This window comes from Alteromonas genovensis, from assembly GCF_010500895.1.
Classification (GTDB): domain Bacteria; phylum Pseudomonadota; class Gammaproteobacteria; order Enterobacterales; family Alteromonadaceae; genus Alteromonas; species Alteromonas genovensis.
In genome coordinates, this window is the sequence record NZ_JAAAWO010000003.1 from 242,387 (window position 1) to 254,875 (window position 12,489).

The following is a 12,489-nucleotide window of genomic DNA, read 5'->3' on the forward strand; positions in this document are numbered from 1 at the left end:
CTACTGTTCGTGCTATTCGCACTAAGAACATCCCTGTCCGCAGAGTAATCAAAATTAAACCATTTTGCGTAGCATCTCTCCGGTATTAAGCGTAAGCAAACGCCAGCAGCCTATGGCTCCAAGAACACCTACAACCAGAGCACCAACAGCAGGTGCAACCAACCAATACTCTAGGTGCAAACTGGCCGTCATTTGAAATACGCTTGTTTGCAGCATATACAAACTCAGCTCGTTTGCCAGTGCTGCCATAAAGCCCGCTACGGTACCAATGATAAGGAATTCAAACACCACGCTTTTACGAATTAAACTGCCTTTAGCACCTAATGTTCGCAATATTGCAATCTCTTGTCGGCGCTCATCCATACTCGCCTGTACTTGAGCTATGAGCACTAAACTGCCTGCCATAAGCACTAGCACTAGAATGAACTCAACTGCCACAGAGACTTGCTCCACTATATCTCTCAGTTGATTAATACGAGCATCCACATCAAACATCGTCACAGACGCAAATGGTTTGAGCAATTTGGTAAGCTCTGCCTTTCGCTCCGTTGGTAAGTAAAAGCTCGTAATATAGGTAGGACTAAACGCCTTCATTGCATCTGGGTGTATCACAAAGAAAAAGTTAGGCTGCATCGTTTGCCAATTTACTTTGCGAACGCTAGTTACTTTCGTTTCAACTATCTCGCTACCCACGTTGAAGCTTAGCAAGTCGCCCATTTTTATATCTAACCTTTCGGCAACGCCCTCTTCCACCGATACTGGAAACCAGCCTTCAGAGTATGTGGAATCAACATTACCATGCCAAAAACCTTCTATAACCTCGTTTTCTTTTTGCAGCGTGTTGCCCCATGTAAGGTTTGCTTCTCGGCCTAATCCTCTTCGCCCTTCGTTAGATGATTCTTCCTCTTTAGACACTTCGGTATTAACCCCTTCACCATTTACCGAAACGAAACGGCCTCGAGTAACGGGGAAAAACTCATTGATATCAACATTTTGATCAGCGAAGTGTCTGTCCAACCTAGCTTGATTATCGGGTGTGATATTAGTTAGAAAGTAATTAGGCGTACCCTCTGGCAACTGTGCGCGCCACTGAGACACCATGTCATTTCGCATCACAAGTACCACAAGCAGCAGCATGATAGTAATTGAGAAGCTGATAAGCTGCACACTATTGTCCATGGCTCTTCGCTTAATACGCGCCCAAGCAAGCTGCCACGGCCCCATTTTGCCATTCCCTAATTTTCGACCCAACGCAATAAGGAAATAGGTAGCAACTAGGAGCCCCGCTACTAACGCCGCGCCAGAAGCAAAAAGGATAACGCTTATTTTTAGGTCTTGGCTATACATCCACATAAGAGCAAAAATAGCGCCGCCAGAAGCCACAAATTGAATACTTCTAGAACGTAAATTGGCATCGAGATCTTTTCGTAACACGCGTAAAGGCGGCACAGAAAAAAGCTGAAGCAGCGGATATAAAGAGAACAAAACGGCACAGGTTGCCCCTGTGGCAATGGCGATAACCACTGGGCGCCAGTGCCATACGTTTAACGACACGTCTACCCTATCGGCAACTAAAGACACAACAATGTGTTGGCCAATAAAGCCAATAATCAACCCAATGGCGATTCCTAACAACGTGATAAAGAGTATTTGAATTAGATACACCTTGCGGATTGTTTGCTTTGTTGCGCCTAAGGTTTTCATGATTGCAACAGGGTCAAAATGACGCTGTGCATATCGCTGAGCAGCTACGGCAATCGACACTGCCGCTAAAACAATAGCGAGTAGACTGGCAAGCAAAAAATATCGTTCAGCACTGGCTACCGAGCGACCAATAGCTGATTCGTCGTCTTCAACAGTGCGCCATGAATGTAGGTCATCATTTAGTTGAGGAAGAAGCCACGAGGTATAACCTTTTACGTTACTGGTATCGCCTGCAAAATAGCTGACGTAGCGAGCTCGGCTCCCTGGCCCTGTTATCTCAGCGGCCTCCAAATCATCTAAGTTCATCAATACTATAGGATCGGTATTAAACACGCTGAATCCAGCATCTGGGATATCAGACAGCACGCGGGTTACGGTAAGCTTTACCTCGCCAATATCAATAGCGTCGCCCACATTGAGCTTGAGCGTTTGAAAGAGCCTAGACTGAACCCAGGCTTCGCCGGAGGCCGGTAATGCGTCTATATCCTTTTTTGCGCCAAAAGGGGCGTCTGCCACGCTCACCATTCCTTTTAACGGGTAGTTGTTATTCACAGCACGTAAGTCTACAAGGGACATTGCATCGCCTTTAAACACCATAGAGCGAGTTGAAACTTGTTTGGCGGTATCAAGCCCCTCATCTTTCGCTTTTAACAGCCACGTTTCATCAACTGGCTTATCGGAGCGAAGCTGGGCATCAGCAGCGATAAACGCTGCTGAACGGGATTTCAATGCGCCTTGTAAACGTTCACTAAAAAGAGACAGAGAAAGGACCGCACCTACCGACAGCACTATGGCAAGCAAAATAATAGTGAGTTCGCCCCGTCGCGCCTCATGCTTAAAGAGTCGCCAAGCGAGATTAAACGTCATAGGCATTTAGCTCACCTCACTAGGCGATGTGGATGAGGGCGTCGTTTCTTTTAGCTCACCGGCGTGCATGGTGAGCTGCCTATCGCAGTGCGCCGCCAATTCGTTGTCATGCGTTACTAAAACCAGCGTGGTGCCTGTATTTCGATTTAACTCAAAAAGAAGTTCTTCAATTTTATCGCTATTTTTAGCGTCTAGGTTGCCGGTAGGTTCGTCGGCAAATAAAATTTTTGGTGAAGTGATAAATGCCCGTGCAATGGCAACGCGCTGCTGCTCTCCACCAGAAAGCTGATTAGGAAAATGATGCGCACGATGGGCTAGCCCAACTTGCTCTAGTATTTTCATCGCCAATTCTTTCGGTTTATCAAGGTTTGAGATTTCTGCAGGTAGCATCACATTTTCAAGCGCCGTTAAACTTTGAACCAGCATGAAGCTTTGGAAGATAAAGCCTACTTTACTGCCTCTTAAAACTGCCCGCTGCTCCTCATCCATCGTATGGAGTGCTTCATTATCGAGATAGATTTCACCACTCGTCACTTCATCCAGGCCAGCTAACAGACCAAGAAGCGTTGATTTTCCGGAGCCTGACGCACCAATAATTGCAACGGACTCACCAGACTTGACTTCAAAAGAGATTGGCTGAAGGATCTGTAGCGAACCTTCACTCGTATTTACTGTTTTCGTTACCGTGCTTGTTTTTATCATAAGGGGTCATCAATTTGTTCGTAAGTTATCGTCAAATTATCGCGATTTTATTCATTGTTTTAATACCGTTTCAGGCGCTTTCAGATCAAGAAAGCCCATCACAGAATGCAGAAGAAGCGACATTGCTCATTATTGGAGACAGTTTGTCGGCAGCCTACGGTCTTCAACAAGAACAAGGCTGGGTTAGTTTGTTACAAAAACGCTGGCAAGACGACAACATTCCGATTGATATTGTAAATGCTGCGGTGAGCGGTGAAACGACAGATGGCGGACTTGCCAGGTTGCCACGTCTTATTGAGCAGCATAAGCCAACTCACATTTTTATCGAGCTTGGAGGAAATGATGGGCTTCAGGGTCACGATATAACGAAGATCAGGAATAACTTGGACTCGCTAGTTCAGGTTGCTCAGCAAAGTGACGCCACCGTTTTTTTACAGCAAATGCAGATACCGTCGAACTACGGCAAACGATATACCACTATGTTTATGGAAAGCTTTGACATTATTGCAAACAAATACTCGATAGCATTAATACCGTTTTTTCTTGAGACTATCGCACTTAACGAGTCAATGATGCAGAACGATGGGATCCATCCAAATGCTGAGGCACAGCCGAAAATAGCTGAGCTTATGGACAGTAATTTACGAAGTTTAATTATAGTTGAGTAATATTTGTGCTACGTTCTATTAATAGAATTAACTAACAAAGGGGCATTATGGACATTTCTTCAGTAAATTCGTCGCCGGTGTCTACAATTTTAGAATCGACGCCACAAGCACCACAGCGCCAAGAACAGCGCAGTGAGCAGACCAATCAGGTTAGTGAATCTAGAGCGTCTAACGAGACGTCCTCAAATACTAGCGATAGTCGTTTGGGTAGCCGTGTTGATGTGTTTGCGTAATTAAATTTGTACTACATTTAGAAACTACAGTGGACAGACACTCGTTTTACAATGAGTGTCTGTCTACTGTTGCTGCGCCGTAACTACAACATGCTTATATCGATCGCCCTCCTTTTCCCCGACTTCGTTTTATAAACCACAAAAAACAAGCCAATCCTGCTCTAAAGCTCAGTTCACATCCCACATTTTTTATTCATAATACCAAGAAAATATTGGGATATGGATATGCCTTTACCACGCTACAAGCAAATCAACACAGACATTACTCCTTATTATCATTGCACCTCACGTTGCGTAAGACAGTCGTTTTTGTGCGGTAGAGATAAGCGTACGGGAGCCAACTATGAGCACAGGAGAAAGTGGATTACAGATAGATTACATAAATTATCTCAAGCTTTTGCCATCGATTTATGTGCTTATGCCGTTATGCACAATCACATTCATGTAGTGCTACACATCGCAAAGGGACGTGCTGATGGCTGGTCGATGGATGAAGTGTTATTGCGATGGAGAATGTTTTATAAATGTCCTCCGATTGTTCAGCGATATTTAGATGATCAACATCAGGCGTTCACTGAAAAAGAGAGTGATAAAATTAAATCACTGTCAGTTCAGTACAGAGAAAGACTACAAAGCATAAGTTGGTTCATGCGGCTATTGAATGAATACATCGCAAGAAGAGCGAATAAAGAAGATGAGTGTACTGGTTACTTTTGGGAACGGCGATTTCGCTCTCAGGCTATATTAGATGAAAAAGCGCTCGCTGCGGTCATGGCCTATGTCGACCTAAATCCAATTAGAGCGAATATCGCAACATCTCTTCAAACCTCTAAACATACCAGTATTCATTATCGAATGAACGCGCAAAGAGTGAGAAAAACGCCAAAGTACCTGATGGTATTCAGCGATCAGGCGATAAAAACACAGCCACATTTACCATTCAACTATCACGACTACATATCACTGGTAGAAGCGACATTTAAAGTTCATAGAGATAAATGCACACGCACGATACCTAAATTGCCTCACGGGTTACTGTCTAAAATAGGGATGGACCAAGAAAAATGGCGCCTATTAACCAGTCGCTTTGAAACATTCTTTTCAGGCCCGGTGGGCAATGAAAGCAAAATGCGTAAATTTGCGGACGGATGTAAGAGAGGCTCAAGGCCAAATGTAAAAAACGCTATCAAATATCTGTCTTAAAATGAAAAGCTGCACTTAGAGTAAATAAATATAAGTGCGGCTTTCCATCTAAGGTTATTCAATATTACTCAACACGCTCATACTGCGACGGGTTGGTATGTTTCTTTTGTTGCAGCGACATATATCTATCACGCAACTTCGTTTGCCTAGATTCCATTTTAATGGCCTTACCGCCAATGAAAATCGACTCAGCCGCTTCTGTTACCTCTAGCGGATCACCAGACCAAATAACAACGTCTGCTCTTGCGCCTTGGCGAAGACTTCCTACTTCCTTTTCAAGACCCAGAATTTTCGCAGGTACGCTTGTCAGACTTGCTAACCCAGTCTCATGAGGCAAACCGTTTGCAACGGCATTACCGGCATGTTGCGCCGCCAAACGAATATTATGCGTATCCATGCCTATCGCGATTTCTACACCAGCTTCATGAAGTCGAGCAGCATTAGTTAAGGTAGCGCCCATTTGGTCAAACCCACCTGGTAAGTTGTATTCTGGGTCGATAATAACCGGAATATTAGCACCAGCAAGTTCCTTCGCTACTCTCCATGCTTCAACACCGTGCACAAGTACTACGTTAATCGACGAGTGTCTGTCTTTAAAGGCAATAACCTGTCGAATATCGGCAGCCCTATCAGCTCGCATAAACAACGGCATGTCTCCAGCAACCACTCTTTTCAGCGCTGCCACGTCTAAGCGCGAATTTATGCCATACCATGATTTTTCAGGCGAGAGGTTATCACTTGCTTGCTTCGCTTCTTCAAAAACTTTATCGAGCATTACCCATAGTGACGCTCTAGAGCCCCCTGACAATTCCGCGCCATCGCTGCCCGCGTCCACTGTCATAAACGCGCCAGATTTTAAAACGGGTGTCTGTCCACTTTTAAATTCGCTAGCATTTGCGCTATTACCGTCTATGCGATGCCCCTCAAGATTGATCACCGCGCCTTGACCGCCAAACAGATAGTCGCTTCTATTCAGGGTGGTGGCAGCCGAGGTAATCCCCTCTAAACGGGTGATCGCGATAAGCGAACTGTCTGGGTTTATTGCGTATTGAACATCAAGTGCAGCGCCGGTTTTTGATATAGGTGTAATCTCAATGCTGGCATCCACCACACCAGACGATGAAGACACTTCAACCAAGCCTAGCGATGTTAAAGCACCAATGAAACCAGGAGTAATCACTTTACCGCTTGCATCTATGACTCGGTAGCCATCAGGCACGTCACCGTTAGCTAACACCGAATCTATAAGGCCATCTGACAACAACACAGTGCCATTTTCTATCACACCTTGAGATGTCATGGTGTGTACCTCACCGCCTACAATGGCAATGTTTTCAGCATGAGCATAAGATGTCATTGTTAGCGCGGCTAATAATACTATTAACTTTTTCATTTGGTATCTCCCTCACCCACTTGACCTAACTCGAAGTCACTTACCGGCCATGACGTACTATCGCTCAGTGAATACGCAAGTCCACCGTCTATATAAACATGCTCAGCTTTGGCATAAGTCGAAAATGGGTTACCGTTCCATAACACCACATCAGCTTGTTTGCCCTTTTCTAACGAGCCCGTCTTATCAAATATTCCTAACGATTTGGCAGGGTTAGCTGAAAGCCAAGTCCACGCATCTTTCATCGGAATATCAAGACCTGCTCGTTTGCCGTCAGACCATGCTTTGGCAGCTTCTTGGTTCAATCTCTGTATCCCCAAGTCACTATCAGAATGAACAATGGCACAGGCACCTGCGGCGTGCACTGCGGGAATGTTTTCCCTAATGCCGTCATAAGCTTCCATTTTAAAGCCCCACCAGTCCGCCCACATCGCTGAACACACGTTATTTTCTTTCAGCTTGTCAGCAATTTTATAAGACTCAACAGCGTGATGAAAGGTACCAATCTGATAATCAAACTCTTGCATTACGTCCATCATTACCGTCATCTCATCAGCCCGATAACAATGCATGTGCACACGAATATCGCCATTGAGTACGCCCGCTAACGTTTCAAGCTTTAAATCTCGTTTGGGCGCTTTAGCGTCTTTGCCCGCCTCATAATCAGTCTCATACTTGTCCCATTTTCGCATGTAGTCTTGTGCATCAGACCAAGCCTGTCGATAACCTGCAACGTTCCCCATGCGAGTCATGGGGCCGCCTTTTTGGCCATAAACCCGCTTGGGATTTTCACCACACGCCATCTTCATTCCATAGGGAGCATCGGGAAATTTCATATCTTGCATTGTTCTATTGGGAACGTTTTTTAATACTACTGAGCGGCCGCCAAAAAGGTTGGCTGAGCCAGGTAGAATTTGTATCGACGTAACACCGCCAGCCAGTGCGCGCCCAAAACCTGGGTCTTGAGGCCATACCGAATGCTCTGCCCATACTTGTGCGGTCACTGGGTTTGTCATTTCATTGCCGTCGGAGTGCGAGCGTGTAGATGGCGAAGGGTATACGCCCAAATGACTGTGGTTGTCGATAATGCCAGGAGTAACCCACTTATCAGTACCGTCAATGACAGCTGTTTCATCAGGCACTTCGAGTGTCTGTCCGCTTTCAGCTAGTGCTTGAATTTTACCGTCTGCAAAATAGATGCTGCCATTTTCTATGCGATTACCCACACCATCTAATATGGTGACATTGGTGATAAGCGTTGGCTGGCCTTCTATAGGCGTATAAGTGCTTGGATAAGGGTTTGGATCTATGGTGACCTTTGGCGCCTTAGCGTTATCGTTGTCGGCTTGTTTACTGCATCCTGCTGTTAGCAAAGACATAGTACAAGCCAACAGAAGCGTCAGCTTCGTTGGTGTTAGTTTCATGTGTACCCCAGAGCAATTGTTGTGATTTTATTGATTATGGTTTTATAGATAAGGACACAACGTTTGCGTTATGTCGTTCTCTGAGAGTAGACAATTGAGTCACTAAAACCAAGTAGCTCTGGGATAAACCCTCTGTTTACTGGGAAGACTGACGAGCTAATACGTCAACAATATCTTGTGAGTTGGTAAGACGTCTTATGTCGTTGAAAAGAATGTCTGCTTCAGGGTACTGTCTTTTTAAATAGCCACACCACTGTTTAATTCTATTTGGGTAATACCGTCCCTTATCGCCAAAGATTTCATAACCCGAATATTGGATAAGTAGTGCTGCCAATTCCGGCCACGGCATAGGGCTATCGCCAAATTTTATCGCCCGTGCAAGGTTAGGCATAGCGAGAGCGCCCCGTCCAACCATTAGGTTGATACAATCAGATTGTTCTTGGCATTTTTGGGCGTCATCAGCATTCCATATTTCGCCATTTGCGACTAACGGAATATCGGTGTGCTGCTTAATTTTCGCTATCCAATCCCAGTATGCTGGCGGTTTATAGCCCTCTGTTTTAGTACGGGCATGCACCACCAGTTCTGAAGCGCCTGCTTCTGTTATAGCAATGGCGTTATCAACGGCTAGTGATTTGTCTTCAAACCCTAAACGAATTTTTGCCGACACCGGAATATGTTGCGGTACGGCGTCTCGCACTGCCTTTACAATGTCATATAGCGCCTGAGTTTCTTTTAATAGAACTGCTCCGCCCTTGCTTTTGTTGACGGTTTTAGCAGGGCATCCAAAGTTTAGATCGACTCCGGGAGAGCCAAGTTCAACAGCAGTTTCAGCGTTTTCTGCTAACCATTGTGCGTGCTGCCCTAATAGCTGAACACGCACAGGCACACCTGAGGCAGTCTTGCCATCTGTATGAAGCTCTGGACAAATTTTATAAAAGGTCTTTTTAGGTAGCTTTTGATCGACAACGCGAACAAATTCCGTCACACATTGATCAAATCCGCCAACGCGGCTCAACATGTCTCTCATTAGATGGTCGACTACCCCTTCCATCGGGGCCAGCATTATTTTCATTCGAAATTGAGCTCAAGATAAGTAAGAAAAATCGGCGCGAGTTTATCAAAAAGGTAGGCTGGTCGCTATGCGGCTAAAGTTAATAATATTTTCCCCGGCAGAGGTAGACCTGAGAGGTGCCCAAGAAGTGGCTTAAATATACCGATTTGAAGCGTTTGAGCAAAAAGATGAGCGTTTTAAATAGAACGAGTGTCTGTCCGCTTTAAGCTCCGAGTGTCTGTCCACTTTAGGATATGAGTGTGTGTCCACTTTAAGCTCACTTAAGCTAATCAGTATCTTCGAAGGTGTTGAGTCGCTGGAATACCGCATTTTTTTGCTCAAGGGTGTATGACGCCCAATTTACAATCTCATCTATAGTTCTATTGCAGCCAATACAGATATCATCATCAGTGAGTTTACACTGCGCTTTACAAGGAGATATGGGGTTATTCATTCTACTACTTTATTCAATATGGTTACTGTAACTTTTTTGTGGCCGCTATATTCGCTAGCGTGTTCTCTGATAGCTCTTTATTCGACCATAGACAAACATAACAACCGTAGTGCGCCTCAAGGTATGCAGAAAACTCTGAGTCTGTTTGACAATTATGTCTTACTAAAGACTGTTTATTACCGTCATAAATGACTGCTGAAAAAGTAAACACAATGAGCCTCCTCTGAGAGAAGGCTAAATATACATCTAGACGTCTAAACGTTCAAGCGTCCAAATATAAATATGCGCGTTACCGTATCGTTAAAGCTATATTATAAAATCAAGTGCAGCACATACCGCCGCCACTTGCGCATCGTTACAATTTTCTGGCGTAGCGTTATCACTGTCTGGATACACTTCGGTTGTGGTAACAAAGTTTGCATCTGTCATTCCACCGCAAAGAAAAAGAGATTTCTTGTCGTAACAAATAACCCCTTCACTCACGACGTCAGCACCTATAATTTTTCCACTTTCATCAGGTGGCGCTATGTGAGTAACGCCTTTAACAGCCTCGATGACGGCTTGTTGGAAAGCAAGCTGCGGGTTTGGTGTATTCGCTACCGTATAGAACCCATCTGGTATGTTCCAGTTGTCGTGATCAGTCCCATCGCGAGCTGCTAACGCGGGCCTAAATTCACTATTATCTGTATCAGTAGTCTCATGCAAGTCGATATGCAAAGAGAGATCTGTCTTTAACGACGTTACAAACTGCATCAACTGCTGAGATTCAGGTGCTGGTGAATCAGGATAAAAAGAACGATTCGGATCGATAGCTAGCGGGTTCCATCTGTTGATTGTTTCGTAGGCCCATGGACTAACACAGGGCACTACAAAAATGTTAACGCTTGCGGCATAATTTGATAGTTTAGTTTCAATAAACTTTAATGCGCCTTGCACACCGCTCGTTTCGTAGCCATGTACACCGCCTGTGACTAACGCAGATGGTTTGGAACTGTCAAATGATGTAGGCACTACTGCATACAATGGGTAGCGCGCTTCATCATAGGGTAATGCGCCGTATTGCTGTAACCTGAAACCTTCGGGAATAATGTTTTGTAACTTAGTAAACACTTCCTCTTTTACACTGCGCTTTACGCTTTGCTGCTCATACCACTGTGCTTTTTCTTTCTCGCCCCACGGTTTTCCCGCAGTGCCGATTGAATAATTTTGCATGATAGCCTCTTTGCTCTTCATCTTATCAATAACGTTATGATATCACCTGTATTTGTTAAAGTATGTGGTATAGCCTTCCTAACCCGGCTCTGGCAGTAACTCTGACTGTACACCGAATATATTTTTGTGCACCTAACGTCACCTTCCCCAAAGTCTCCCCGTTAAATAAGGCACAATGAAAGCTTAAATGAAAGCGCGGAAAGCGTAAATGAAAGCGGACAGACACTTGTTTGGAATGAAAGCGGACAGACACTTTCTTTTCCCCTGAGATAGCGAGAGCGAACCGGAGTGGAACCGGAGTGGACAGACACTCAAAATATTCAAACTCCTTCATCCAGAAGCAAGAGCATAATACCGTTGGTGTAAGGTTAATGTAGATTAGAAGAGTCAAATAAAAAGCTGAAATGGATGGAATTGAGGGGTAACGTTATTGAAAACAGTGAACGACGATAGAGAGGTTTTACACTTAAGGAATGCACGTTCACAAAATGTAAGCGCTAAAACAAAAAAACCAGCCGATTGGCTGGTTTTTTCGATATGGCGTCCCCTAGGGGATTCGAACCCCTGTTACCGCCGTGAAAGGGCGGTGTCCTAGGCCTCTAGACGAAGGGGACTGAAAATCTTCTTTCGAAAGCTACGCTTTCGAGATTGTCAGTAAAGCGAAGTGAGCCAGCGAACTGAGCGACCTCTTCCTTACCAAACTTTCAGTCAGAAGTTTAAAAAACTCCAGCCTATTTCACGGTATTGACCGACCGTGACGCGATTAAATGGCGTCCCCTAGGGGATTCGAACCCCTGTTACCGCCGTGAAAGGGCGGTGTCCTAGGCCTCTAGACGAAGGGGACTGAAAATCTTCTTTCGAAAGCTACGCTTTCGAGATTGCCAGTAAGGCGAAGTGAGCCAGCGAACTAAGCGACCTCTTCCTTACCAAACTTTCAGTCAGAAGTTTAAAAAACTCCAGCCTATTTCACGGTATTGACCGACCGTGACGCGATTATATGGCGTCCCCTAGGGGATTCGAACCCCTGTTACCGCCGTGAAAGGGCGGTGTCCTAGGCCTCTAGACGAAGGGGACTGAAAATCTTCTTTCGAAAGCTACGCTTTCGAGATTGCCAGTAAGGCGAGGTGAGCCAGCGAACTGAGCGACCTTTTCCTTACCAAACTTTCAGTCAGAAGTTTAAAAAACTCCAGCCTATTTCACGGTATTGACCGACCGTGACGCGATTATATGGCGTCCCCTAGGGGATTCGAACCCCTGTTACCGCCGTGAAAGGGCGGTGTCCTAGGCCTCTAGACGAAGGGGACAATAAATCTTTTCAAACGTAAACGTTTGAATCAGTTACACCGTAAATTCACTAAATAAACAACGATGTAATGAAATATTGTCGCAACTGATTACACTCAATCCGAGCTCTCAGTTAGCCTATTAAGTTACAAGATATTCTCTCTATCATGCTAGGCACGATGTGTAACTTGGTGGAGCCAGGCGGGATCGAACCGCCGACCTCCTGCATGCCATGCAGGCGCTCTCCCAGCTGAGCTATGGCCCCGTCGTGTCGTAGTCAATTTAATATGA

General features: G+C 45.1%; 10 protein-coding genes and 5 tRNA genes. 3 read left to right on the forward strand and 12 right to left on the reverse strand.

All coding sequences use genetic code 11. The annotated features are described in order from the left end of the window. Nucleotides 1–54: 54 nt before the first annotated feature. Both GTQ48_RS06145 and GTQ48_RS06150 read right to left on the reverse strand, forming a co-directional pair. Nucleotides 55–2,577, reverse strand: a complete 2,523-nt coding sequence (locus GTQ48_RS06145) for an ABC transporter permease (protein WP_163105648.1) — start codon at nucleotides 2,575–2,577, stop codon at nucleotides 55–57. Further along, complete coding sequence (locus tag GTQ48_RS06150; RefSeq protein WP_163105649.1) at nucleotides 2,578–3,273, reverse strand: ABC transporter ATP-binding protein; 696 nt, start codon at nucleotides 3,271–3,273, stop codon at nucleotides 2,578–2,580. 14 nt (nucleotides 3,274–3,287) lie between these two features. On the opposite strand from GTQ48_RS06150, the gene GTQ48_RS06155 reads away from it, so the two are divergent. From GTQ48_RS06155 to GTQ48_RS06165, 3 genes are all read left to right on the forward strand, one after another. After that, entirely contained in the window at nucleotides 3,288–3,941 is a 654-nt protein-coding gene (locus tag GTQ48_RS06155) for an arylesterase (RefSeq protein WP_163105650.1), read from the forward strand. Between the two features lie 47 nt (nucleotides 3,942–3,988). Beyond that, the gene (locus GTQ48_RS06160; protein ID WP_163105651.1) at nucleotides 3,989–4,174 is read left to right on the forward strand and encodes a hypothetical protein; all 186 of its coding nucleotides are present in this window, start codon (nucleotides 3,989–3,991) and stop codon (nucleotides 4,172–4,174) included. A 225-nt stretch (nucleotides 4,175–4,399) separates the two neighbouring features. After that, a complete protein-coding gene (locus GTQ48_RS06165; RefSeq protein ID WP_163105652.1) occupies nucleotides 4,400–5,377 on the forward strand; it encodes a transposase in 978 nt (325 codons plus the stop codon). A 64-nt stretch (nucleotides 5,378–5,441) separates the two neighbouring features. Here the strand turns inward: GTQ48_RS06165 and GTQ48_RS06170 are convergent, their stop codons facing one another. The 10 genes from GTQ48_RS06170 to GTQ48_RS06215 form a co-directional block, all read right to left on the reverse strand. Beyond that, complete coding sequence (locus tag GTQ48_RS06170) at nucleotides 5,442–6,770, reverse strand: amidohydrolase family protein (protein WP_163105653.1); 1,329 nt, start codon at nucleotides 6,768–6,770, stop codon at nucleotides 5,442–5,444. Continuing rightward, on the reverse strand, nucleotides 6,767–8,194 hold the full coding sequence (locus tag GTQ48_RS06175; RefSeq protein ID WP_163105654.1) for an amidohydrolase: 1,428 nt from the start codon (nucleotides 8,192–8,194) through the stop codon (nucleotides 6,767–6,769). The genes GTQ48_RS06170 and GTQ48_RS06175 overlap by 4 nt, the downstream gene beginning before the upstream one ends. A 136-nt stretch (nucleotides 8,195–8,330) precedes the next feature. Beyond that, nucleotides 8,331–9,269 carry a tRNA dihydrouridine(16) synthase DusC gene (gene dusC, locus GTQ48_RS06180; protein ID WP_163105655.1) on the reverse strand — a complete coding sequence of 313 codons (939 nt, stop codon included), beginning with the start codon at nucleotides 9,267–9,269 and terminating at the stop codon, nucleotides 8,331–8,333. A 265-nt stretch (nucleotides 9,270–9,534) separates the two neighbouring features. Beyond that, a complete protein-coding gene (locus tag GTQ48_RS06185; RefSeq protein WP_163105656.1) occupies nucleotides 9,535–9,702 on the reverse strand; it encodes a DUF1289 domain-containing protein in 168 nt (55 codons plus the stop codon). A gap of 306 nt (nucleotides 9,703–10,008) precedes the next feature. After that, entirely contained in the window at nucleotides 10,009–10,914 is a 906-nt protein-coding gene (locus tag GTQ48_RS06190; RefSeq protein ID WP_163105657.1) for a M14 family metallopeptidase, read from the reverse strand. A gap of 538 nt (nucleotides 10,915–11,452) precedes the next feature. After that, nucleotides 11,453–11,528: transfer RNA gene (locus GTQ48_RS06195), tRNA-Glu, on the reverse strand. A 154-nt stretch (nucleotides 11,529–11,682) separates the two neighbouring features. Then, nucleotides 11,683–11,758, reverse strand: a tRNA-Glu gene (locus tag GTQ48_RS06200). Nucleotides 11,759–11,912: 154 nt separating this feature from the next. Then, nucleotides 11,913–11,988, reverse strand: a tRNA-Glu gene (locus GTQ48_RS06205). Nucleotides 11,989–12,142: 154 nt separating this feature from the next. Further along, nucleotides 12,143–12,218 (reverse strand) — tRNA-Glu (locus GTQ48_RS06210). A gap of 169 nt (nucleotides 12,219–12,387) precedes the next feature. Then, nucleotides 12,388–12,463 (reverse strand) — tRNA-Ala (locus tag GTQ48_RS06215). Nucleotides 12,464–12,489 lie beyond the last annotated feature (26 nt).

Coding starts and splice junctions, on each gene's coding strand:
- GTQ48_RS06185 (WP_163105656.1), bottom strand. CDS start 9,702: ATGAATAACCCCATATCTCCTTGTAAAGCGCAGTGTAAACTCACTGAT.
- GTQ48_RS06145 (WP_163105648.1), bottom strand. CDS start 2,577: ATGCCTATGACGTTTAATCTCGCTTGGCGACTCTTTAAGCATGAGGCG.
- dusC (WP_163105655.1), bottom strand. CDS start 9,269: ATGAAAATAATGCTGGCCCCGATGGAAGGGGTAGTCGACCATCTAATG.
- GTQ48_RS06160 (WP_163105651.1), top strand. CDS start 3,989: ATGGACATTTCTTCAGTAAATTCGTCGCCGGTGTCTACAATTTTAGAA.
- GTQ48_RS06175 (WP_163105654.1), bottom strand. CDS start 8,194: ATGAAACTAACACCAACGAAGCTGACGCTTCTGTTGGCTTGTACTATG.
- GTQ48_RS06150 (WP_163105649.1), bottom strand. CDS start 3,273: ATGATAAAAACAAGCACGGTAACGAAAACAGTAAATACGAGTGAAGGT.
- GTQ48_RS06165 (WP_163105652.1), top strand. CDS start 4,400: ATGCCTTTACCACGCTACAAGCAAATCAACACAGACATTACTCCTTAT.
- GTQ48_RS06190 (WP_163105657.1), bottom strand. CDS start 10,914: ATGCAAAATTATTCAATCGGCACTGCGGGAAAACCGTGGGGCGAGAAA.
- GTQ48_RS06170 (WP_163105653.1), bottom strand. CDS start 6,770: ATGAAAAAGTTAATAGTATTATTAGCCGCGCTAACAATGACATCTTAT.